At 57.6% G+C, this 21,658-nt stretch carries 21 protein-coding genes; 12 read left to right on the top strand and 9 right to left on the bottom strand.

Annotated elements, in window-relative coordinates:
• Window positions 1–41 precede the first annotated feature (41 nt).
• The 12 genes from ACXAET_RS20790 to ACXAET_RS20735 all read left to right on the top strand — a co-directional run bounded on the left by ACXAET_RS20790 (window position 42) and on the right by ACXAET_RS20735 (window position 12,712).
• The gene (locus ACXAET_RS20790; RefSeq protein WP_068340717.1) at window positions 42–1,058 is read left to right on the top strand and encodes a DNA-directed RNA polymerase subunit alpha; all 1,017 of its coding nucleotides are present in this window, start codon (window positions 42–44) and stop codon (window positions 1,056–1,058) included.
• A 130-nt stretch (window positions 1,059–1,188) separates the two neighbouring features.
• A complete protein-coding gene (gene rplQ / locus ACXAET_RS20785; protein WP_475190066.1) occupies window positions 1,189–1,611 on the top strand; it encodes a 50S ribosomal protein L17 in 423 nt (140 codons plus the stop codon).
• Between the two features lie 299 nt (window positions 1,612–1,910).
• Window positions 1,911–3,296, top strand: coding sequence for a trypsin-like peptidase domain-containing protein (locus tag ACXAET_RS20780; RefSeq protein WP_475190064.1), 1,386 nt, complete (start codon window positions 1,911–1,913; stop codon window positions 3,294–3,296).
• Between the two features lie 4 nt (window positions 3,297–3,300).
• The gene (locus ACXAET_RS20775; protein ID WP_475190062.1) at window positions 3,301–4,611 is read left to right on the top strand and encodes a replication-associated recombination protein A; all 1,311 of its coding nucleotides are present in this window, start codon (window positions 3,301–3,303) and stop codon (window positions 4,609–4,611) included.
• A 75-nt stretch (window positions 4,612–4,686) separates the two neighbouring features.
• Window positions 4,687–5,493, top strand: coding sequence for a crotonase/enoyl-CoA hydratase family protein (locus ACXAET_RS20770; RefSeq protein ID WP_475190059.1), 807 nt, complete (start codon window positions 4,687–4,689; stop codon window positions 5,491–5,493).
• Window positions 5,494–5,600: 107 nt separating this feature from the next.
• Window positions 5,601–6,644 (top strand): RluA family pseudouridine synthase, encoded by a 1,044-nt coding sequence (locus tag ACXAET_RS20765; RefSeq protein ID WP_475190056.1) that lies wholly within the window; start codon window positions 5,601–5,603, stop codon window positions 6,642–6,644.
• Window positions 6,641–7,312: an HAD-IA family hydrolase gene (locus ACXAET_RS20760; RefSeq protein ID WP_475190054.1), complete on the top strand. Its 672-nt coding sequence runs from the start codon at window positions 6,641–6,643 to the stop codon at window positions 7,310–7,312. The genes ACXAET_RS20765 and ACXAET_RS20760 overlap by 4 nt, the downstream gene beginning before the upstream one ends.
• Before the next feature lie 4 nt (window positions 7,313–7,316).
• Window positions 7,317–8,024 (top strand): ATP12 family chaperone protein, encoded by a 708-nt coding sequence (locus tag ACXAET_RS20755; protein WP_475190051.1) that lies wholly within the window; start codon window positions 7,317–7,319, stop codon window positions 8,022–8,024.
• Between the two features lie 208 nt (window positions 8,025–8,232).
• Window positions 8,233–9,249 (top strand): amino acid ABC transporter substrate-binding protein, encoded by a 1,017-nt coding sequence (locus ACXAET_RS20750; RefSeq protein ID WP_475190049.1) that lies wholly within the window; start codon window positions 8,233–8,235, stop codon window positions 9,247–9,249.
• A gap of 124 nt (window positions 9,250–9,373) precedes the next feature.
• The gene (locus tag ACXAET_RS20745) at window positions 9,374–10,606 is read left to right on the top strand and encodes an amino acid ABC transporter permease (RefSeq protein WP_475190046.1); all 1,233 of its coding nucleotides are present in this window, start codon (window positions 9,374–9,376) and stop codon (window positions 10,604–10,606) included.
• A 3-nt stretch (window positions 10,607–10,609) separates the two neighbouring features.
• Window positions 10,610–11,908, top strand: coding sequence for an amino acid ABC transporter permease (locus tag ACXAET_RS20740; RefSeq protein WP_475190043.1), 1,299 nt, complete (start codon window positions 10,610–10,612; stop codon window positions 11,906–11,908).
• 12 nt (window positions 11,909–11,920) lie between these two features.
• Window positions 11,921–12,712, top strand: coding sequence for an amino acid ABC transporter ATP-binding protein (locus tag ACXAET_RS20735; protein WP_068340703.1), 792 nt, complete (start codon window positions 11,921–11,923; stop codon window positions 12,710–12,712).
• A gap of 46 nt (window positions 12,713–12,758) precedes the next feature.
• On the opposite strand, the gene ACXAET_RS20730 is transcribed toward ACXAET_RS20735, so the two are convergent.
• From ACXAET_RS20730 to ACXAET_RS20690, 9 genes are all read right to left on the bottom strand, one after another.
• Complete coding sequence (locus ACXAET_RS20730) at window positions 12,759–13,256, bottom strand: SixA phosphatase family protein (RefSeq protein WP_475190039.1); 498 nt, start codon at window positions 13,254–13,256, stop codon at window positions 12,759–12,761.
• On the bottom strand, window positions 13,253–13,930 hold the full coding sequence (locus ACXAET_RS20725) for a ferredoxin (protein WP_475190037.1): 678 nt from the start codon (window positions 13,928–13,930) through the stop codon (window positions 13,253–13,255). The genes ACXAET_RS20730 and ACXAET_RS20725 overlap by 4 nt, the downstream gene beginning before the upstream one ends.
• 19 nt (window positions 13,931–13,949) lie before the next feature.
• Window positions 13,950–14,813 carry an acetylglutamate kinase gene (gene argB, locus ACXAET_RS20720; RefSeq protein WP_475190033.1) on the bottom strand — a complete coding sequence of 288 codons (864 nt, stop codon included), beginning with the start codon at window positions 14,811–14,813 and terminating at the stop codon, window positions 13,950–13,952.
• Window positions 14,814–14,927: 114 nt separating this feature from the next.
• Entirely contained in the window at window positions 14,928–16,331 is a 1,404-nt protein-coding gene (locus ACXAET_RS20715; protein WP_475190029.1) for a PepSY-associated TM helix domain-containing protein, read from the bottom strand.
• A gap of 67 nt (window positions 16,332–16,398) precedes the next feature.
• Window positions 16,399–16,767: a DUF2946 domain-containing protein gene (locus ACXAET_RS20710; RefSeq protein ID WP_475190028.1), complete on the bottom strand. Its 369-nt coding sequence runs from the start codon at window positions 16,765–16,767 to the stop codon at window positions 16,399–16,401.
• The gene (gene yihA / locus ACXAET_RS20705; RefSeq protein WP_475190025.1) at window positions 16,764–17,417 is read right to left on the bottom strand and encodes a ribosome biogenesis GTP-binding protein YihA/YsxC; all 654 of its coding nucleotides are present in this window, start codon (window positions 17,415–17,417) and stop codon (window positions 16,764–16,766) included. Before yihA ends, ACXAET_RS20710 begins: the two co-directional genes overlap by 4 nt.
• A complete protein-coding gene (locus tag ACXAET_RS20700) occupies window positions 17,414–18,151 on the bottom strand; it encodes an MOSC domain-containing protein (protein WP_475190024.1) in 738 nt (245 codons plus the stop codon). The genes yihA and ACXAET_RS20700 overlap by 4 nt, the downstream gene beginning before the upstream one ends.
• Window positions 18,148–19,977: a membrane protein insertase YidC gene (yidC, locus tag ACXAET_RS20695; protein ID WP_475190022.1), complete on the bottom strand. Its 1,830-nt coding sequence runs from the start codon at window positions 19,975–19,977 to the stop codon at window positions 18,148–18,150. Before yidC ends, ACXAET_RS20700 begins: the two co-directional genes overlap by 4 nt.
• A 123-nt stretch (window positions 19,978–20,100) precedes the next feature.
• Window positions 20,101–21,645 carry a putative bifunctional diguanylate cyclase/phosphodiesterase gene (locus ACXAET_RS20690; RefSeq protein ID WP_475190191.1) on the bottom strand — a complete coding sequence of 515 codons (1,545 nt, stop codon included), beginning with the start codon at window positions 21,643–21,645 and terminating at the stop codon, window positions 20,101–20,103.
• Between the last annotated feature and the right edge of the window lie 13 nt (window positions 21,646–21,658).

Genomic DNA, 21,658 nt, shown 5'->3' with positions numbered 1-21,658 from the left:
CCTTGTTGGTCATGGGGCGCGGACAGGAATGGAGGGATTACATGATCCACAAGAATTGGGCAGAATTGATCAAGCCGACCCAGCTGGAAGGCAAGCCGGGCAACGATCCTGCGCGCCAGGCAACCTTGGTTGCCGAACCGCTGGAGCGTGGCTTCGGTCTGACTCTGGGCAACGCGCTGCGCCGTGTTCTGATGAGCTCGCTGCAGGGTGCGGCTATTACCAGCGTTCAGATCGATAATGTATTGCACGAGTTCTCGTCGGTCGCGGGCGTTCGTGAAGACGTCACCGACATCATCCTGAACCTCAAGCAGGTTGCGCTGCGCATGGAAGTCGAAGGCCCCAAGCGCCTGTCGATCAATGCGAAGGGTCCTGCGGTTGTCACGGCGGGCGACATCAGCGAAAGCGCCGGTATCGAGGTTCTGAACCGCGATCACGTCATCTGCCACCTGGACGATGGCGCGGATCTGTTCATGGAACTGACCGTCAATACTGGCAAGGGATATGTCTCGGCCGAGAAGAACAAGCCCGAAGATGCGCCCATCGGCCTGATCCCGATCGACGCGATCTATTCGCCGGTCAAAAAGGTTGCTTATGACGTTCAGCCGACCCGTGAAGGTCAGGTTCTGGACTATGACAAGCTGACCTTGAAGATCGATACCGATGGTTCGATCACGCCTGAGGACGCGCTGGCGTTTGCCGCTCGTATCCTGCAGGACCAGCTGTCCATCTTTGTCAACTTCGACGAGCCAGAGTCGGCTGGTCGCCAGGACGAAGACGATGGTCTGGAATTCAACCCGCTGCTGCTGAAGAAAGTGGACGAGCTGGAACTGTCGGTCCGTTCGGCAAACTGCCTGAAGAACGACAACATCGTTTACATCGGCGACCTGATCCAGAAAACCGAAGCCGAAATGCTGCGCACTCCGAACTTCGGCCGCAAGTCGCTGAACGAGATCAAAGAAGTGCTGTCTGGCATGGGTCTGCACCTTGGCATGGATGTCGAGGATTGGCCGCCGGACAACATCGAAGATCTGGCAAAGAAATTCGAAGACGCGTTCTAAGCGCGTCTTCCCCAATGCCCGGCCCGAATTGGGACTATCCGGGGACTGTATGGGCACTTCCGCCCCAAGGAGAGCCGGTGACACGCATCGCCGGCCAGACAAAGCAAAACGCGAAAGAAGGAACTAGAAAATGCGTCACGCACGTGGTTACCGCCGCCTGAACCGTACTCATGAGCACCGTAAGGCTCTGTTTGCAAACATGGCCGGCTCGCTCATCGAACATGAGCAAATCAAAACAACTCTGCCCAAGGCAAAAGAACTGCGCCCGATCATCGAAAAGCTGGTCACCCTTGGCAAGCGCGGCGACCTGCACGCCCGCCGTCAGGCCGCAGCACAGCTGAAAGAAGACAAAGACGTCGCAAAGCTGTTCGAAGTTCTGGGTCCCCGCTACGCCGAGCGTCAGGGTGGTTACGTCCGCATCATGAAAGCTGGCTTCCGCTACGGCGACATGGCTCCGATGGCGATCATCGAATTTGTAGATCGCGACGTCGACGCCAAAGGCGCGGCTGATAAAGCCCGCGTTGCCGCCGAAGAGGCCGCAGACGAAGAATAAGAAAGCCCAAGCTTTCCAAATCAGGCCCCGCAATCCCAACGCGGGGCTTTTTCTTTTCCAAGGACAAGGATGCACAATTGATCGCTGCATCCCATCGTGCGCGACTGTGTTGTGGACCAGCGTCTTCTTTCAAATGAGACATCGACCGGACCCCTGACACCACCAAACGTGATAGTTTGATGGCGCTGCAAAAAAAACACATGCGGCCAGCATTGCCGCTGTGTCGAACCCCCTCCCTATGCTTGCATTACGTTTCGCGGACGCGCATATCCATCACAACTCTGTAGTTTGAGGTCACTATGTTCCGCGCGACACTTATCGCTTTCTTGTTTGCCTGCGCTTCCATGGCGTCTGCTGACACCCGCGTTCCGCAATCGCAGGCCGAAATCAGCATAGGATTTGCGCCGGTGGTCAAACAGGCGTCGCCGGCGGTCGTCAACATCTATGCCAAGATTGTCCGACGAGGCCGGGCCAACCCCTTCTTCTCGGACCCGTTTTTTGAAGATTTCTTTGGCGGGGGTTTTGGCGAGCCGCGCCCGCGGGTTCAAAACTCTCTTGGATCGGGTGTGATCCTGTCGGCAGATGGCTACGTGGTGTCCAATTACCACGTGGTAGGATCAGCCACCGAGATTCGCGTGGTGACAACAGATCGCAGAGAGTATTCGGCGCAAGTGGTGCTGGGAGATAAGGAAAGCGATATCGCCATTCTTCGGTTGGACGGGGCCAAGGATCTGCCATTCCTGGATTTACGCGACTCGGACCATGTCGAAGTCGGTGAATTGGCGCTGGCCATTGGCAACCCGTTTGGGGTTGGGCAGACTGTATCGTCCGGTATAGTCTCCGGACTTGCCCGCACAGGTGCTGCCACGGGGAATGCGCGTGGCTACTTCATTCAGACTGATGCGGCCATCAATCCGGGAAACTCCGGCGGGGCCTTGATCGACGTGAACGGCGACCTGATTGGAATCAACACCGCTATCCTGACCCGGTCCGGTGGCTCTAATGGGATCGGTTTTGCCATTCCGGCGAACCTGGTGGCAGAGTTTCTGCGACAAGCGCAGCAGGGCAATGACAGTTTCATCAGCCCGTGGGCTGGTATGGCCGGGCAGCACATGAGCGCCGATATCGCGGAATCATTAGGTCTGGTTATGCCGCAGGGCGTGGTGATTTCCGACCTTCATCCGCTTAGTCCTTTGGCTGATGCGGGTCTGCGGGTGGGCGACGTGGTGACCCATGTAGACGGGGATGAGGTGAACTCGCCCGCCGAGATGAAGTTTCGCATGTCCGTGGCGGGGGTTGGTGGCACCTCAGTCGTGACCCGGCTGCGCGGTGATGAACAAGCCGATGTTGAAGTTGCCTTGATCAAAGCACCCGAGTCTCCACCAGCTGAGGAAACCGCGCTGGATGATCGGACAGTGATGCCGGGCCTGACGGTCGCGCGCATCAATCCGGCGGTGATTGCCCAGATGGGTCTGCTTTTGTCGCAGACCGGCGTGGTTGTGGTGGATGCTGACCGCTATGGCGGTCGGTCGGGCCTGCGTGTGGGTGATGTGATCAACGGCATCAACGGCGTAAAAGTTGAAAATCCCCGCGATGTGGTGGATGCGCTGACCAACCCCGGTCGTCGGTTGGTCTTTGATATTCTGCGCGGGGGCCGTCCCATTTCCCTGCGGTTCCGGCTTTAGAACCTTGGGTGATCTGTTCGATACCGGGGCGACCGAGCCTACATCTTCTGCCCATCGCCCGCTAGCCGATCGGTTGCGACCACAGTCGCTGTCCGAGGTGATTGGGCAAGAGCAGGTATTGGGTCCAGACGCGCCGCTGGGGGTGATGCTGGCTTCGGGCAGTTTGTCCAGCCTGTTGTTCTGGGGGCCACCGGGCGTGGGTAAAACCACAATCGCACGGCTGCTGGCGCAGGAAACCGATCTGCACTTCGTCCAGATCAGCGCCATTTTCACGGGTGTACCCGATCTGAAGAAAGTGTTCGAGGCGGCCAGGATCCGGCGGCAGAACGGGCAGGGGACGCTATTGTTCGTGGACGAAATCCACCGCTTTAACAAAGCTCAGCAGGATGGGTTCTTGCCGCATATGGAGGATGGCACGATCCTACTGGTTGGGGCAACGACGGAAAACCCGTCTTTTGAGCTGAACGCCGCGTTGCTCAGCAGGGCGCAGGTTCTGGTGCTGGAACGGCTTAGTCTTGCCGATCTGGAACGCCTGACGCAGCGGGCAGAGAAGGAACTCGATCACGCCTTGCCGTTGACTGGCCCCGCGCGCGAGGCGCTGCAGGAAATGGCGGATGGCGACGGGCGGGCGCTCTTGAACCTGATTGAACAGATCGCGGCGTGGAAGGTCGATGCGCCCCTCGACCCGGACGCTCTGTCGACACGATTGATGCGCAGGGCGGCGAAATACGACAAATCAGGCGATGAGCATTACAACCTTATCTCAGCCCTTCACAAATCAGTACGGGGCTCTGATCCGGATGCCGCCCTGTACTGGTTTGCAAGAATGCTGACGGGGGGCGAGGACCCTAGGTATCTGGCGCGCCGTATCACCCGGATGGCGATTGAGGATATTGGTCTGGCCGATCCGCAAGCACAGGCGATCTGCCTGCAGTCCTGGCAAACCTATGAGCGGCTTGGCAGCCCTGAGGGTGAGCTGGCGCTGGCGCAGGCGCTGGTCTATCTGGCGCTCGCCCCGAAATCGAACGGGGCCTATGTGGGCTACAAGGCAGCGATGCGGCTGGCTAAACAGTCGGGCAGCGAGCCGCCGCCAAAGCATATCCTGAATGCGCCGACCTCGTTGATGAAGGATCAGGGATATGGCGCGGGCTATGCGTATGATCACGACGCCGAAGATGGGTTTTCGGGTCAGAACTATTTCCCGGACGGGATGGAGCGGCCCGAGCTCTACCAACCGGTCGAACGCGGATTTGAGCGTGAGTTGAAAAAACGACTGGACTACTTTGCCAAGCTGCGCGCGCAGCGTAACACCTAAGTTCCGCCGCGTAAGGGGCGACAGGTGAGGCAAAACGCGTTTCCTTTGGGGCCTGAGACCCGAGGGAGGAACCGCATGACTGTCTCAATCGAAAAAACCGAAGATGTCTGGACCATCATCCATGACCGTCCGCAAGCCCGCAACGCTGTAGACACGGAACACGCCAAAGCACTGGTCGCCGCATTTCTGGAGTTTGAACATAGCCCGGCCAAGGTTGCCGTATTCTGGGGCAAGGGTGGTAATTTTTGTGCCGGTTGGGATTTGAAACTGGCGGCCACTCTTGCAGACAGAGAGCTGGGCGAGGCCTATTTTGAACAACATGCCTTCCCGATTGGGTCTGCGCCCTCGACGCTTGGCCCCATGGGGCCGTCTCGTTTGGAGTTGTCCAAACCGGTGATCGGGGCAATTGAAGGTGCCGCTGTGGCGGGCGGTATGGAGCTTGCCCTGTGGTGCGATATCCGAGTGATGGCGGAAACGGCGTATCTGGGCGTTTATTGCCGCCGCTGGGGGATTACACTGATGGATGGCGGCACGGTTCGCTTGCCGCGGCTTGTCGGACAGGGCAAAGCGCTTGAGATCGCCCTGACCGGACGCAAGGTCGAAGCAGAGGAATGCTATCGCATCGGTCTGGCGGAAAAGGTTGTACCGCATGGTGAGGCTCGGGCAAGTGCCGAGTCTATGGCCCGTGAAATTGCCCGTTTCCCGCAAGCGGCTGTACGGGCCGATCGCCGGTCGATCATCGAGACACGCGGTATGCCGGTACGGGATGCGCTCAAGGTTGAATGGGCCAATGGTCTTGAGGCGATCCGCCGCGAAGGCACGGCCGGGGCGGGTCGTTTCCGCGACGGGGCCGGTCGGCACGGGGATTTCACGAACATCTGACCGCCTTGACTCTTGGCCCTTTGCGCGCCACAGACGCGCATGTTTTCTAGGGTACCTACAGACTGGTTGGTCGCGCGGATGGTCCGTGCGGCGCAGGAGATATCGGCATGAGCGGCGTACAGATAATCACCGTGGAAAAAGGTGACGGCGACCAGCGGGTTGACCGCTGGCTGCGTCGTCTGTTCCCCCATGTCAGTCAGGGTCGCATCGAAAAGATGTGCCGCAAGGGCGAGTTGCGTGTTGAAGGTAGTCGCGTCAAGGCCTCGACCCGGCTTGAGGCTGGGCAGGTCGTTCGCGTGCCGCCATTGCCTGACGCCGATCACACGCCTGCCGAGGTCAAAAAGGCTGTGTCAGAGGCCGACGCCAAAATGATCCAGTCCTGCGTGATCTACCGCGATGATCATGTGTTGGCGCTGAATAAACCGCATGGTCTTCCGGTGCAGGGCGGAAGTGGTCAGACGCGCCATGTGGACAGCCTGTCCGAGGCTCTGCGCTTTGGATATGATGAGAACCCCCGCCTCGTGCATCGATTGGACAAGGACACCTCGGGCGTTCTGCTGATGGCGCGTACGCGCGATGCCGCCAAGGGGTTAACCGCAGCTTTCCGTCACCGCGACACGCGCAAGATCTACTGGGCGCTGGTGGCAGGGGTGCCGACGCCATACCTAGGTGAGATCAAGACCGGGTTGGTCAAGGCCTCGGGTCACGGCAAGCAGGGTGAGGGCGAAAAGATGATCGCCGTGCATCTGAACGAAATCAACGACACGCCGGGCGCGAAACGGGCGCATACACTCTATGCAACATTGTATCGGGTGGCAGGGCGCGCCTCGTGGGTGGCGATGGAGCCGATCACGGGCCGCACACATCAGTTGCGGGCGCATATGGCTGCGATCAGACATCCGATCATCGGTGATGGGAAATACGGTGGATCGGGGCAAGAGAATCTGGGCGATGGCTGGGGCGCGCAACTTGGCGGGATTATCAGCAAAAAGCTGCACCTGCACGCCCGGCAAGCGTCGTTCCAGCATCCAGTAACCCGCAAGACCATCACCGTCACGGCACCACTGCCAGACCATATGAAACAAAGCTGGGACACCTTCGGATGGACTGAGGATCTGGCGGCTGGCGATCCGTTTGAGGACCTGCAATGAGCGCACCTTTGCGTTTGGTGCTGTTCGATGTCGACGGCACGTTGGTCGACAGCCAGGGCAGCATCGTGGCGGCGATGACTACCAGTTTCGATGCCCTGTCGCTGCCCGTCCCTGAGCGAGAGGCGATCTTATCCATCGTGGGGCTGTCCTTGCCCAATGCCATGGCGCGTCTGGTGCCCGAGTGTACCGATGCTGATCAGCGGCTGCTTGTTGAGGGCTATAAACAGGCCTATCACGCAAATCGGCTTGAACAGGGCGCCGCCAGTTCACCGCTCTACCCCGGTGCGCGCGATACCATTGAGGCTTTGCATGCCGTCCCCGAAATTCTGTTGGGCGTGGCAACCGGAAAGTCCCAGCGCGGTCTGGATGCTTTGATTGAGGCACATGGGTTAGAGCGCTATTTCGTGACCCGACAGGTCGCGGACCATCATCCATCCAAGCCGCATCCTTCGATGATCGACACGGCGCGCGGTGAAACAGGGGTGGGTGTAGCCAACACGGTGATGGTCGGAGACACCCGGTTCGATATGGACATGGCGCGCGCGGCGGGAGTCCCGAGCGTCGGCGTGACCTGGGGCTACCACCATCGATCAGCGCTGGACGGGGCAACTTGTGTGATTGAAACCTTTGACCAGCTGCCAAGGGTGCTGGACGCAATCTGGACCTGAAGACATGAGCGACTGGAAGCCGAAACGATTTTGGACCGAGTGTGCGGTGATCGGAGCTGAAGGAGGCTACACCGTCGAACTGGACGGCCGCCGTGTCAAAACCCCGGCCAAGGCTGCCTTGATCCTGCCAACGCGTTCCATGGCCGAAGAGGTCGCCGCGGAATGGGACGCTCAGCAAGATGTGATTGACCCGACAGCGATGCCGTTCACACGGTCGGCGAATGCCGCGATTGACAAGGTGCGGCAGCAACACGCCGAAGTTGCGGACATGCTTGCAGACTATGGCGATTCGGATTTGCTGTGCTACCGCGCGACGCACCCGCAAGAGTTGCAAGAGCGTCAGGCCGAACAGTGGGACCCGGCCCTTGACTGGGCAGCTGACATGCTTTCGGCACGGTTACGGCCCGTGATTGGTGTGCTTCATCAGCCGCAATCGGAAACGGCGCTGACCCCGCTAAGGCAACGTGTTCATGAACTTAACGATTTCCAGCTGGCTGCCTTTCACGATCTTGTAAGCCTGTCTGGATCGCTGATCCTTGGGTTCGCTGCGGCCCAAAACTGGCGTACCGCGGAAGAAATCTGGCAAATTTCCCGGCTCGACGAGCTTTGGCAGATTGAACAATGGGGCCATGATGATGAGGCGCACGCTGTTTCAGAAACAAAAAGGACTGCGTTTTTGCACGCCAAAAAGTTCTTTGACCTCTCGGTTTGATCCCACAAAGCTCAATTTTCCAACGTCTGACGAGTCATCTTTGAGATGACTCATCGTTTTCCCTGATCCGGCCCTTGACGTTTGTTTATGATTACGCCCAAACTCATGCCCACTAAAGGGGAGACACCTTTGGGGAAACCTTTCTAGCGCCAAAGGTGCTGGACAGAACCGTCCCTAGACTGGGACGGCAAATCAGGAAGAGGTAAAAATGAAAAAATCCGTAATCTTGGGCGTGGCAACCATCGCCGGCTTGGCTGCCGGCGCAGCTGCGGCAGGGACCGCCGACGATGTCAAAGCACGCGGCAAGTTGAACTGCGGCGTTGCAACCGGTGTACCCGGCTTTGCCAGCCCTGATGCCAACGGCGAGTGGCAGGGCTTTGACGTGGCAGTCTGCCGCGCAGTCGCAGCCGCCGTTCTGGACGATCCGATGGCTGTTGAATTCATTCCAACCACCGGTAAAACACGCTTTACCGCGCTGGCTTCGGGTGAGATCGACATGCTGGCCCGTAACACCACCTGGACTTTCAGCCGTGACGTCGATCTGAAATTCGAATTCGTCGGCATCAACTACTATGATGGTCAGGGTTTCATGGTTCCCAAGGCTCTGGGCGTAAGCTCGGCCAAGGAATTGGATGGTGCGACCGTCTGCATCCAGACCGGTACCACGACCGAGCTCAACCTGGCGGATTTCTTCCGCATCAACAACATGAGCTACGAGCCGGTTCCGATCGAAACCAACGCCGAAGCGCAACAGCAGTATCTGGCTGGTGCTTGTGACGTTTACACGACTGACGCATCCGGCCTTGCCGCCACGCGTGCAACGTTTGAAAACTCGGGCGATCACGTAATCCTGCCTGAAATCATCTCGAAAGAGCCGCTGGGCCCGCTGGTCCGTCACGGCGACAACGAGTGGGGCGATGTGGTTCGTTGGACGTTGAACGCACTGATCGCAGCGGAAGAACTGGGCGTGACCTCGGCGAATATCGACGAGATGGCAGCCGGTACCGACAATCCCGAAGTAAACCGCCTGCTGGGTACCGAAGGCACCCTGGGTGAGATGCTGGGGCTGGACGCAACATGGGCGCAGCGCGCGATCAAATCCGGTGGTAACTATGGCGAGGTGTTTGCCAAGAACATCGGTGAGGAAACTCCGATCGGTCTGGCACGCGGCCTGAACGCACAGTGGACTGACGGTGGTCTGCTGTACGCACCGCCGTTCCGCTAAAATCCACGGAAAAGGGCGCCGGGCAACCTGCGCCCTTTTTCAAATCATAATGCTACGGGTGTCGCAAGAGCGGGGAAAACCTCGCCGGACATAACGCACCCGAAATGCACGGGGATTCCACAGTATGTCAACCATGACAGACCCGCCGAAAGCCGATTTTCGGTTGTCGATGCTTATAAACGATACCCGCTATCGGTCTCTTACCTTTCAAGTGATCGCGGCAATCGTTATTGCGCTTTCTATCTGGTATCTTGGGAACAACCTGATCCAGAACCTTCGGGCCGCCGGGCTCAACATCTCTTACGAATTCCTTGGCGATCCAGCCGGGTACGACATCAACCAGCGATTGGTTGAATATGACAGCCAGTCCTCGCATGCACGCGCTGCTATCGTTGGCTTGCTGAACACGCTTTTGGTGGCGTTTCTTGCTTGTATCACGGCCACGATTTTCGGCGTTATCGCTGGTGTTCTGCGCCTGTCCAAAAACTGGCTCGTATCCAAATTGATGGCGATCTATGTCGAGATTTTCCGGAACATCCCGGTGTTGATCTGGATCCTCATCATCTTCTTCATCATGACCGCCGTTTTGCCCAGCCCGCGCGCCTTTCGGGGCGAGGATCCGGCGTCCAGCATGGTGCTGGATTTGTTCGCGTTCACCAACCGTGGCGTGTATATCCCCCGTCCGGAGTTCTCTAGCGGACTGTTCGGCGCAACCTTCCTGAACTGGCTTTTGGTTTTGGTGGTTTTGGGTGGTTCGTGGTTTGCGTCCAGAGAGATCGAGAAGCGCGCGACGAAAACACAGGAACTAACAGGTGTACGGCCAAAAACGACGCTTGTTAAACTTGCGGTTTGGCTAGCCCCGTTTGGCATCCTGATGTTTCTGATGGGCCTGACTTGGAATGTTCCTGAATTGAAAGGCTTCAACTTCAGCGGCGGCATCAAGGTCGGTGGCCCGCTGATTGCTCTGTGGTTTGCCTTGTCGATCTATACAGGTGCTTTCATCGCCGAGAACGTTCGGGCCGGTATTCAGGCGATCAGCAAGGGACAGACTGAAGCTGCGGCTGCGCTGGGCTTGCGCCAGGGACGCATCATGAACCTGGTGATCCTACCCCAGGCCTTGCGGGTTATCATCCCACCGCTGATTTCGCAGTATCTGAACATCACCAAGAACTCGTCGCTGGCGATTGCCGTTGGATATGCGGATATCACCGCAACATTGGGCGGTATCACACTGAACCAGACGGGCCGCGCGATCGAATGCGTTTTGTTGTTGATGTTGTTCTATCTTACGGCGTCGCTGCTGATTTCGATGGGTATGAACATCTACAATGCCTCCGTTAAGTTGAAGGAGCGCTGAGCCATGAGTGATCAAACAACCAACCCAATCGCTTTCGTGGCCGAGGGTACCATCCCACCAGCGCCACCGCCTGCAAATGAAACGGGCATCGTCAAGTGGTTGCGCGAGAATCTGTTCTCGGGCGTTACCAATACTGTTCTGACGGTTTTGTCTCTGCTGCTGATCTACGTGCTTGTAAAAAACACGATGCCATGGATTTTCAACGGTGTGTGGCAAGCAAACTCTCTGTCCGAATGCCGCGAGATTCTCGCCGGTAAGACCGGTGCGTGTTTTGCGGTTCTGACCGAGCGGTGGCCGCAACTGATCTATGGATTCAAATACCCCGAGGAGGCCTATTGGCGGCCAAATCTGGCTTTTGTGCTGATGTTGGTGGCTTTTGCGCCGGTGCTTTTCTTTGATCTGCCGCGCAAGATGCTGTTGTTCACGGCAGTCTATCCCTTCCTGGCCTTTTGGTTGATTTGGGGTGGCACCATCCTTGTACCGCTGGTCGCACTGATCGGCTGTGTTGGGGCCTCGTTGGTTTTCCGGAAACTGGGCAGCAACAGCTTTGCCGCCGGGTTTTTTGGGGCCATCGTGACTGCGCTGGTCATCTGGAACGTCGGCGGAGCCCTGATACCGGAAGGCGCGTCAGACAACGCTTGGCTCACGGCGGTTCCCAGCCGCGATCTTGGCGGTTTCATGCTGAACATGATGCTGGGTGTGACCTGTGTATCTTTGTCGGTGCCGCTTGGGATCGCTCTTGCTTTGGGCCGCCAATCGAACATGCCGCTGATCAAGTGGGTCTGCGTCATCTTCATCGAGTTTATCCGTGGCGTGCCTCTGATCACGCTGCTGTTCGTGGCCTCGGTAATGCTGGCGTATTTCTTCCCGCCTGACAGCACGGTCGACCTGTTCCTGCGGGTTGTGATCATGATCACCATGTTCTCGGCCGCCTATATCGCCGAGGTGATCCGTGGTGGTCTGGCAGCCCTTCCGCGTGGGCAGTACGAGGCAGCAGACAGTCTGGGCCTTGATTACCCGCAGGCGATGCAACTGATCATCCTACCGCAGGCGTTGAAGATTTCGATCCCCGGTATCGTGAACGTGGCCGTGGGCCTGTTCAAGGACACCACGCTGGTTTCGGTTATCTCGATGTTTGACCTTGTGGGCATGATCCGCGGGCCGATTCTGGCATCGACCCAATGGAATGGCGTCTATTGGGAGCTTCTCGGCTTTGCTGCGCTTCTGTTCTTCGTCGTCTGTTACGGCATCTCTCAATATTCTCAGTGGCTTGAGCGTCGCCTTGCCACAGATCATCGTTAAGGAGTTCAACACATGTCTGAACTTGCAATTGACCGCGAAATCGACCGCTCCAAAATGCAGGTGAGCGACGAGGTCGCCATCGAAATCAACGGTATGAACAAGTGGTACGGGTCTTTCCACGTTCTGCGTGATATCAATCTGACCGTGAATCAAGGCGAGCGGATTGTTATTGCCGGGCCGTCGGGTTCGGGCAAATCCACCCTGATCCGCTGCTTAAACGCGCTGGAGGAACACCAGCAGGGTAGGATCGTTGTAGATGGGACCGAGTTGTCGAATGACCTGAAAAACATCGACAAAATCCGGTCCGAGGTTGGCATGGTGTTCCAACACTTCAACCTGTTCCCACACCTGACCATTCTGGAGAACTGCACGCTGGCCCCTATCTGGGTGCGTAAGACGCCCAAGAAAGAGGCGGAAGAGCGCGCGATGCATTTCCTGGAAAAGGTAAAAATCCCTGAACAGGCCGACAAGTATCCCGGCCAGCTTTCGGGCGGTCAGCAGCAGCGTGTGGCGATTGCCCGCTCGCTCTGCATGATGCCGCGGATCATGTTGTTCGATGAACCCACATCGGCGCTTGACCCAGAGATGATCAAAGAGGTGCTCGACACCATGATCGAACTGGCCGAGGAAGGCATGACAATGCTCTGCGTGACGCATGAGATGGGTTTTGCCCGTCAGGTGGCCAACCGCGTGATCTTCATGGACGCGGGTCAGATCGTGGAGCAGAATGAACCGGAAGAGTTCTTCAACAACCCGCAAAGCGAACGGACCAAGCTGTTCCTGAGCCAGATTTTGGGCCACTAATCCCGATAAAACCAGAAAAGAAGGCGGGGTTTTGCCCCGCCTTTTTTCATTCCAAAAGTTCGCGTGGAATGACAAATCCCTGCACCGCGCCGCTTTTCCAGCGCACCTTGGCCCAGTCGGTCGTATCGAACCGGATCACGGTCGTTGCGCAGGTCGGGTAATCAAGAAACCGGGGATGATCAGGTTTTTGCCGGACGATACGGTTGGCAAAAGTTCCGATACCCGGATTGTGACCCAGCAAAAGCACGGTTTTGCCTGTGGCACCGGACAGATCGCGCAATATGTCTTCTGAATCAGCGTGATAGAGCGTGCGGTGAAAGCTGACCGATTCCGACCGCAGATTCATCAGATCCCATGTTTCACGGGTGCGGGCCGAGGTTGAACTCAACACCTCGTCAGGCAACCAGTTGTTAGCACGCAGCCATGCGGCAATCGCCGGGGCCGACTTGCGCCCGCGCTTGTTCAGTGGGCGGTCATGATCATCCAACGACAGATCACCCCAGCTGGATTTTGCGTGGCGGGTCAGGATTAGCATACGGGTCATGACGGGTGGAAAGCCCTCATGTGATGGGCGGATTGTTCGGGATCGCGCCCCGCACCTTCGCTGAGCGGGCAGGACAGCCGCGCAAGGCAACCCCCGGTCATGCAGGTCTGGCCTTTGGCTGTGTTCAGGTGGCCGTGGCAAGCGTCGACGTCATAAAAACTGTGGTTGTTCAATGCGCCCACCGGACAGGCTTGGGCGCATGGAGCGTCGCAGGTTGTACACGGAGAAACACCGGTCACCTGCGGAATTGAAAACTCTTCGGCAAAATGCAGCGCGCCACGGAAGGAAATCATCATACCTACCGTGTCGTGCACCAGTGCGCCTACGGGGCTACTAAAAGTACGCCCAGATTTCAGCGCCCAATCGATAAACGGGGCGTAGGGTGGGCCGCCGAACGGAAAATACGCCTCGGCCCCGAGATCACGCGCCAATTCACCGATGACTCGCCACGACCACCTGTCTACAGGGTGTTCGCTCAGCCACTCCGGTGCGGATTTCAGCTGTGGCCAAAACGCCCGCCCTGCACCCAGCAAGATCAAGGTCCCGCCTTCCAGTTGCTTTGCACCCGTCAGCCGCGGATGCAGCGCCCCCATGACGATCAGGTCGACGGTCTGTATCGCCTGGTCCACATGGTCGTAGGCAATGGAAGAGGAGGTCGGGTTTGGTCCGGTCATGTCTCCTCCGCTGCGCTGATCAGTCTGGCCGGATCAGTGAACCGGCACCGTGTTCGGTAAACAACTCTAACAGTACGGCGTTTGGTGCGCGCCCGTCCAGAATGACCACAGCGCGAACGCCGCTGTGCAGCGCGTCCAGCGCCGTTTCCGTCTTTGGGATCATGCCACCTGCGATCGTGCCATCCATTGTCATTTCACGGATCTGACCGGCCTTCAGCTCGGTCACGACCTCGCCACCTGCGTTCTTCACGCCCGAGACGTCCGTTAGCAAAAGCAGCCGGTCTGCCTTGAGCGCGGACGCGATGGCACCAGCAGCAGTATCGCCGTTGATGTTGAAAGTCTCGCCATTCTCGCCCGCACCCAGGGGGGCGATTACTGGAATCACATCATGCGCGAACAGATCTTGCAGAATCTTTGGGTTCATCTCAGATGGTGCGCCGACAAACCCCAGGGAGGGGTCCGCCTGATCGCAGGTGATCAGGTTTGCGTCCTTGCCCGACAGGCCGACAGCCGTGCCACCCTGTCTATTGATTGCCTGAACGATGCGTTTGTTGACAAGGCCGGACAGGACCATCTCAACCACTTCGACAGTGGCCCTGTCTGTGACGCGTTTGCCGTTCACGAATTCGGACTGGATATTCAACTGGCTCAGCATCGCGTTGATCATCGGTCCGCCGCCATGCACGATCACCGGGTTTACGCCCACCTGACGCATCAGAACCACGTCACGAGCAAAGCTTTCCATCGCCTCGTCGCTGCCCATGGCGTGACCGCCCAGCTTGATGACGACAATCGCCCCATCATAGCGTTGGAGATACGGTAATGCGCTGTTTAACGTGGCGGCGGTGGCGATCCAGTCCCGGTTCATTTCTCTTGTCTTCATGGCTGTGGTCCCTCTGGTTTCCCGTGTTAGGGCCTTTGCCGGTTGGTGCCAAGTCCGGATAGCGGAAACAGCATCAGAGAATGGGCCGCACCGTTTAGCGCAGCCCAGATTGATTTAGCTTACCGCACGTTTCAAGGCCGGAATGTTGCTGACCAGCAGCAGGTCAATCACCAGTAGCGCCAGCAAGGTCAGACCAACCAGCGGGAAGGCCATCGCCGTGAACAGGCCGATCATGACAGCCCCTTTCCACAGCGGCAGCTCTGCTGGCATCGGCGGTGCTGCCAGACGCCCTGACCGCTGCGGCCGACGCTTGACCCACATTACAACGCCAGACACACAGACAAAAATGACCGAGAGGCAAAACACCAGGTTCAGGATAAAGTTCCACGTGCCCATCAGACCCATGTGAAGCGGAATGCCAAGCGCCATGGATTTGCCCATCAGCGAGTAATCCGCGTACCGAACATCCGCCAGAATCCTGCCGGTGTACCGGTCCACATGAACGGTGCGATCATTCGCTGGATCTGTAGAATCGCTGCTCATGCTGTCGCGGTTCAGTGTCCAGACACCGTCTTCGCCCCTTGGATAAGCCACGCGAAAGCGACCGGTCATCCCCAGTTCGGCTCCCAACGCAACAAGGGCATCGATATCCACCAGAGCACCTTGTGGCACACCGTTGGTACCGGCCTTTGACCCCGACGCCGGCATTGGCGTCTGCTCCAGCGCCCATGGGACGTCATTTTGGTGCCCGTGGTTCATGCTGGCATGGGTTTCGTCCGAAAGGGGCACGTTATCCCACTTTTCGGCTGGGAAGCTGCTCCAGGGCTGTACGAACATTCCGCCCCAAACTCCGGCCCACGACATGCCCGAGATTAGAAAGACGACCAGCAGTCCCGACATCCAGAATGCGGTGACAGAATGCAAAGATTTCCACAAGGCCCGTCCTCGCGCGCGCAAGTTAGGCACAAAAGCCGCCAGAGCGTTCCCGCGCGGCCACCACATGTACCAGCCCGTAAAAACCAGCAGCAGGCTAAGCCCGGCAGCGATCTCGATTATGCGGTCGCCGGTTGTGCCGATCATAAGGGTCGAGTGGATGTTTTCTGCAAGATCGTACCACCCTGCGCGGCGATCCCAGACTTGCAGTACCTCTCCGGCATAGGGGTCGACGGCCACCAAGCGCTGACCCTCTTCGGTTTTTATGCGAAACACAGTTGCCAGATCGGCCGCTTTCGGGCCGATCCATTCTACAACCGATCCCGGAACTGAGGTCAGCGCGATATCGGCCTGTTGTGACACAGGCAGGGCGGAGCCTTGTGCCGCAACAGCAATTTTCTCACCGTCACGGCCGTCGAATTGGGTGATGAACATCATCATCAACCCGGTACATGCCAGAGTGATTAAAAACGGGATGACAAATATCCCCGCGTAGAAATGCCACCGCCAGGCGGCGAAGTAGAATTTTTGCGCTGCAGTGTTTTGCGCCGGGGTGTCCCCCACGGTTTGGCTGTCCAGTGCCATTGTGATCTCCGGATTCGAAAAGTTATCGCGCGCAGAGTCTGCGCGCACGCGTAAATCTTTCAGCGAATCAAGAGGAAAACGGCGGTGCCCGTGCATCATAGAGGGGATAAAATCCGGCATTCCGATGGGTAAAGTCCCGATGAACCCAAAGAGGTTGAATCAAAGCTGTCAGCAAAACAACATCCCCAACCAAGGGCAGGGAAACATCGGTGGTGAGACCGGAAAAGGGGCACATGACACGCTGGTCCATCTCATCATGGATGGGGCCGCTTGGACCCAGATCGACCCATTGTTCAACCGGGCCATCGCCGGTGCACAAAACCAACAGCACCTTGCCGTCACCGCCCGTCGTCGGCATCCAGCCTTGGGGGATGACGCTGGTCAGTAAGACTGCCAGCGTTGTCACCAAGGTGAAAAGGCGAACCGGCAGGGTCATTCCAAATATGCGATGATCGAACGAAGGATCGGTATTCCGTCACCTTTTTCAGATGAGGTCAGCACGATTTCCGGAAACGCGGCGGGGTGCTTCGACAGCGCACCGCGCACCTGGTCCAGCACTTTTTCGCGGTCCTTGGCCTTGACCTTGTCGGCCTTGGTCATCACGCATTGGAAAGTAACGGCGCTGGTATCCAGCAGTTTCATAATTTCGGCGTCGACTGGTTTAACCCCGTGGCGCGAGTCAATCAGGACAAAGGCCCGTCGCAGCGTCTGACGACCGCTCAGATACTGTTTCAGCAGCCGCTGCCATTTCTCCACCACCTTCACCGGCGCGTTGGCATACCCATAGCCGGGCAGGTCAACCAGATAAAGCTCGGGGCCTTGGGTGAAAAAGTTGATCTCCTGCGTGCGGCCCGGTGTGTTCGAGGCACGCGCCAACCCTTTGGTGCCCGTCAGTGCATTGATCAGGCTGGATTTACCCACGTTTGACCGGCCCGCAAAACACACCTCTAACCTGTCGGGCGCAGGCAGGCCGTCCATTGCAACCACGCCTTTTATGAACTCGGACGGACCCGCAAACAGTTTTCGTCCACGCTCCAACGCAATGTCGTCGGGTTCAGATGCCAGCGGGAAGGGTAGGGTGCTCATATAATCTGTACCTTGTCCCCAACCGATATCTCACCGCCTTGGACTACTTCGGCATAAACACCAAAATCCTGATGACCCCACGTTTCAAGCGCACCAAGGGTGTCGGCATCGCGTTGGCCGGTATCCGGGTTGGCTGTTGTTGCCAGGCAGCGGGTGATGCGTTCGCGCACTCGGAATAGTGCCTTTCCGATCTGAACGTCGCGTCCCAACCAGTCGAACTCTTCCCATAGAGGTATTCCGTCAATCCAGATATTGCCGCGCCAGCGGTGGATCGAAAGGTCCTGCCCCAGCTTTTGTCCAACCGCCCGATGAGACGCCATATTGCACAGGCTGATCGAAGGGAAATCGCTGTCGGTCATCCCGCGCCCCGGCACCCGGACAATCCGGGCCGAGGCTGCTCGGTCTGCCGGCATCAAAGGTTTGACCCACTCCAGAAAAACGTGTGGCTGACTGTCAGGGGCAAATGTCAAGTCGGGACGATACGGGTGAGACAGTGTGACTACATCCCCATCCGCGCTTGCCGAGATCGCCATTAACTGCGGTGCTTTCGCGCACCGACTGAAATTGGCACACGCGGCCCAGTCTGAGCCGTCCGCCTTGGATGCCTCATGCGCGACGGCCCAAACGCGATCTCCGGGCATTGTTTGCCCGGAGATCATGTTCACGGTTTGAACGGCTTCGCGACCATGGCTTTTAATCGGGTGCCGCCAAATTTGGGTAACCTGACCCGTCATTTATCATCCGCTTTTGACGACCGCTTGAAGCCGGACTTGATGTTCCCAAAGACGTCCGGTTTATAGCCTTGGCTGCGCATGATCAGGTATTGCTGGGTAAAGGTGATCGTGTTGTTCGCGATCCAGTACACCACAAGTCCGCTGGCAAAACTACCTAGCATGAACATGAAAACCCATGGCATCCACGCAAAGATCATTGCCTGCGTCGCGTCGGTTGGTGCCGGGTTCAGCTTTTGCTGTAACCACATCGAAATGCCCAGCAACAGCGGCAGAATACCAATGAAGATCAGCGCCATCAGGCTTTCAGGTTGCGGACCGGCCCAGGGCAGCAATCCAAAGAAATTCATAATCGAGGTCGGATCGGGTGCGCTGAGGTCCTGGAATGGCCCGAACCAAGGCGCCTGACGCAGTTCGATCGTTACAAAGATCACCTTGTACAGTGAGAAGAAGATCGGAATTTGCAGAAGGATCGGCAGACAGCCTGCAGCCGGGTTCACCTTTTCCTTCTTGTAGAGCTCCATCATGCCCTGCTGCATCTTCTGACGGTCGTCGCCAGCGGCCTCTTTCAGGGCCTCCATCTGCGGTTGGAGCTCTTTCATCTTCGCCATCGAGACGTAGGATTTGAACGCCAGCGGGAACAGGATCGCCTTGATGATCAGTGTCAGGCCGATGATGGACCAGCCCATATTGCCGATCAGAACATTGATGTTGTGCAGCAGCCAAAAGATCGGCTTGGTCAGGAAGAAGAACCAACCCCAGTCGATGCTGTCGATGAACTTGTACACACCTTGTGCCTGATATTCGCGGATGGTCTGCCATTCCTTCGCACCGGCGAATAGCTGCGTGGTCACCTCTTCCGTGGCGCCCGGGGCGACGGTCAGGGTCGGCAGAACGGTTTCGGTCTGGTAGATCTTGCGGCGCGGGTCAAACTTTGCGGCGGCCTTGAATGCAGTCCCCGGCTCGGGGATCAGCGTGGTCATCCAGTAGTGGTCGGTGAACCCGATCCAGCCATTCTCTTCGATCTGGAACACTTCGGCGTGGGCGCGCTCATTCGGGTCGATTTCGAAGTCGCGTACGTCGTCATAGTCGATCTCGGTCAACGTGCCATCCGCCATACCGATCACCCCTTCATGCAGAATGAAGAAGTTTTTCAGACCGGGCAGATCCCCATCTTCACCGATGCCATGACGGGCGAGGATGCCGTAAGGTGCCATGCCAACTTCGGTCGCCGAGTTGTTTTCGACCGATTGAGTGACCGTGAACATGTAATCCTCATCCACCGAGATCATACGGCGGAAGGTCAATCCTTTTTCGTTTTCCCATCTCAGGGTGATTGGTGTGTCGACGCTCAGCGCTTCACCCTCTTCCACGGTCCACAGCGTGTTCGGGCCGGGTACATCCGCGCCGGCAACGCCAGCACCCGGAGCCCAACCGTAGAGGGCGTAATAGGCCGATTCCGAACCTACCGGATACAGCAGCTCCACAATGGGGGCGCCATCGTCGATGGAGACCTTATAGTCTTTCAGAAACAGCTCATCTATCCGGCCGCCCGACAGCGACAGGCTGCCCTTCAGACGGGGGGTATCGATGTCAATGCGTACGGCCTGCTCTTCGGGTAGCGTTTCCTCGGCGGTGGTCGTCACCTCACCAACGGTGCCAGTGCCCGCGGCGCTGGGAGTCTGAACCTCATTGCCCTCAACAGTGGCTATCTCAGTCTCGTTGGGTGCAGGCGTTGGTTCCGGAGGAGGAAACAGCACGAACCAAACAAGGATCACGAGAAAGCTGAGCGCGGTTGCAAGGATAAGATTCTTGTTCTGATCGTCCATCGGGGACAGCCACCTTAAGCAGTGAAACACACTCGGTGGGTTCAACAGAGTGCAGGCCCAAAGGTCAAGCGAATTCGCCCGACATTTCGTCACGGTTTGCGTTTCTATGCTGTAAATTGGCGATTACGGGCCGGTCTTTCGCTCAATTTTTGGCATTGCGGTGATCTTACTTTGATATTCCGCAATCCAACCAAGTGTGTTCTCGAATGGCATAGGTTTGCCAATACCGAAGCCCTGAACATGGTCGCAGCCCAATTGCGCCATCAAGGCATGCTCACCACGGGTCTCGACCCCTTCGGCCAGCGTTTCTACGTTCAACCGCTCAGCCATCGTCAGAATTGCGCTTACAAGTTGCTGCTGACTGGCGTCGCGATCGGCTTTTGCAACAAAGGATCGGTCGATTTTGATGCGTTTGACGTCAAAGCGCTTGATCGACGCGATCGACGCATGCCCTGTGCCAAAGTCATCCAGATCAATGCAGCAGCCAAGCTTGGCCATACCAGTCACGTTTCGCGTGATTACATCGTCTGGCCTGCGGGAAAACACGGTTTCAAGTATCTCAACGGCCAGTCGATCCGGCGTCAGGTCATTCTGGTCCAATTCCCATTTCAGAAGATCAATCAACGCGGGATCGCGCAATTCGTCTGACGAAAAGTTCACCCCAATTCGCGGTATTGAGACCCCGGCACGGTCCCAGTCACGCATGGCGGTAAACGCATGATGTCGCATCGTCTGGCCGAGTTTTCCCATCAGTTCGGCCTGTTCGGCAAAGGGCAGGAAGACCCGCGGACCCAAAATCCCTTTTTGCGGATGCTCCCAGCGAGCCAGTGCCTCAAACCCGGTCACGTGTCCGGTATCGGTTGAGACCTGAGGTTGAAACCAGGGACGGATTTCACCATTGTCCAGCGCCGCCTCAAACTCTCTGCGCAGATTGGCCCGCAGGCGTGATCTGCGCTGCGTTTCGCTTGAAAATGCCCGAATGGTCGAAGGCCCGTTGCGTTGCGCCTCGCTCAATGCGGCTGAGGTGGCGTCGATCCATTCCTCGTACTGGCCCGCGGCCACGCTGGACGCAAGGCAAAATCCGATCGAGCAAGAGGTGTAAACACCTGTACCGTTCAGCGCAAAGGGCTCTTCCACAACAGCCTGAATGCGCCCCGCCATTTGGATGCAAGCTTCGAGGTCCAAATTGTGAGAGGGGTGCAAGCCAATTGCAATCTTGTTGGATTCCAGCCGTGTTGCAAGGTCCTGGGTGCGGATCACGGTAAGAATACGGTTACTGAATTGATCTGCCAAATGATTTGCTGCTGAATTTCCGTGATGGTCCAGAAAACCTTGGTAGTCATCCAGCGCAATAAGAATGCAAGCGGACTCTGATCCGTTGGACAGGGCAGATTTGAAAAACGCTTCCAACTCTGTGGCAAAACTATCTATGGCCATCAGCCCACCCGGCAGGCGAGGAAGGTTGTTTCGCTTGCCGGACCGAGCGTCAAACGCAGCCGCGCCAATGCAAATCAACGGCAGGCCAAGCGCAACGACTACCAGCGCCCGTTCGCCACCCAACCAGAACGCAGCCAGGCTTATGGCAGGCAAGAACGCCAGCGCGGCTGGATTGCTGAGTATGGACGCAAGCGCATCGATACGGCGTTTGGGTTTGATATGTTTCCACATCGGTTTTCGGGCC

The sequence above is a fragment of the Ruegeria sp. AWH4_226 genome (genome assembly GCF_056159225.1).
Note: the sequence above shows the minus strand (reverse complement) of the source record. Positions and strands in the feature narration are given on the sequence as shown.

Coding starts and splice junctions, on each gene's coding strand:
- ACXAET_RS20790 (WP_068340717.1), top strand. CDS start 42: ATGATCCACAAGAATTGGGCAGAATTGATCAAGCCGACCCAGCTGGAA.
- rplQ (WP_475190066.1), top strand. CDS start 1,189: ATGCGTCACGCACGTGGTTACCGCCGCCTGAACCGTACTCATGAGCAC.
- ACXAET_RS20780 (WP_475190064.1), top strand. CDS start 1,911: ATGTTCCGCGCGACACTTATCGCTTTCTTGTTTGCCTGCGCTTCCATG.
- ACXAET_RS20770 (WP_475190059.1), top strand. CDS start 4,687: ATGACTGTCTCAATCGAAAAAACCGAAGATGTCTGGACCATCATCCAT.
- ACXAET_RS20765 (WP_475190056.1), top strand. CDS start 5,601: ATGAGCGGCGTACAGATAATCACCGTGGAAAAAGGTGACGGCGACCAG.
- ACXAET_RS20760 (WP_475190054.1), top strand. CDS start 6,641: ATGAGCGCACCTTTGCGTTTGGTGCTGTTCGATGTCGACGGCACGTTG.
- ACXAET_RS20755 (WP_475190051.1), top strand. CDS start 7,317: ATGAGCGACTGGAAGCCGAAACGATTTTGGACCGAGTGTGCGGTGATC.
- ACXAET_RS20750 (WP_475190049.1), top strand. CDS start 8,233: ATGAAAAAATCCGTAATCTTGGGCGTGGCAACCATCGCCGGCTTGGCT.
- ACXAET_RS20745 (WP_475190046.1), top strand. CDS start 9,374: ATGTCAACCATGACAGACCCGCCGAAAGCCGATTTTCGGTTGTCGATG.
- ACXAET_RS20740 (WP_475190043.1), top strand. CDS start 10,610: ATGAGTGATCAAACAACCAACCCAATCGCTTTCGTGGCCGAGGGTACC.
- ACXAET_RS20735 (WP_068340703.1), top strand. CDS start 11,921: ATGTCTGAACTTGCAATTGACCGCGAAATCGACCGCTCCAAAATGCAG.
- ACXAET_RS20730 (WP_475190039.1), bottom strand. CDS start 13,256: ATGACCCGTATGCTAATCCTGACCCGCCACGCAAAATCCAGCTGGGGT.
- ACXAET_RS20725 (WP_475190037.1), bottom strand. CDS start 13,930: ATGACCGGACCAAACCCGACCTCCTCTTCCATTGCCTACGACCATGTG.
- argB (WP_475190033.1), bottom strand. CDS start 14,813: ATGAAGACAAGAGAAATGAACCGGGACTGGATCGCCACCGCCGCCACG.
- ACXAET_RS20715 (WP_475190029.1), bottom strand. CDS start 16,331: ATGGCACTGGACAGCCAAACCGTGGGGGACACCCCGGCGCAAAACACT.
- ACXAET_RS20710 (WP_475190028.1), bottom strand. CDS start 16,767: ATGACCCTGCCGGTTCGCCTTTTCACCTTGGTGACAACGCTGGCAGTC.
- yihA (WP_475190025.1), bottom strand. CDS start 17,417: ATGAGCACCCTACCCTTCCCGCTGGCATCTGAACCCGACGACATTGCG.
- ACXAET_RS20700 (WP_475190024.1), bottom strand. CDS start 18,151: ATGACGGGTCAGGTTACCCAAATTTGGCGGCACCCGATTAAAAGCCAT.
- yidC (WP_475190022.1), bottom strand. CDS start 19,977: ATGGACGATCAGAACAAGAATCTTATCCTTGCAACCGCGCTCAGCTTT.
- ACXAET_RS20690 (WP_475190191.1), bottom strand. CDS start 21,645: ATGTGGAAACATATCAAACCCAAACGCCGTATCGATGCGCTTGCGTCC.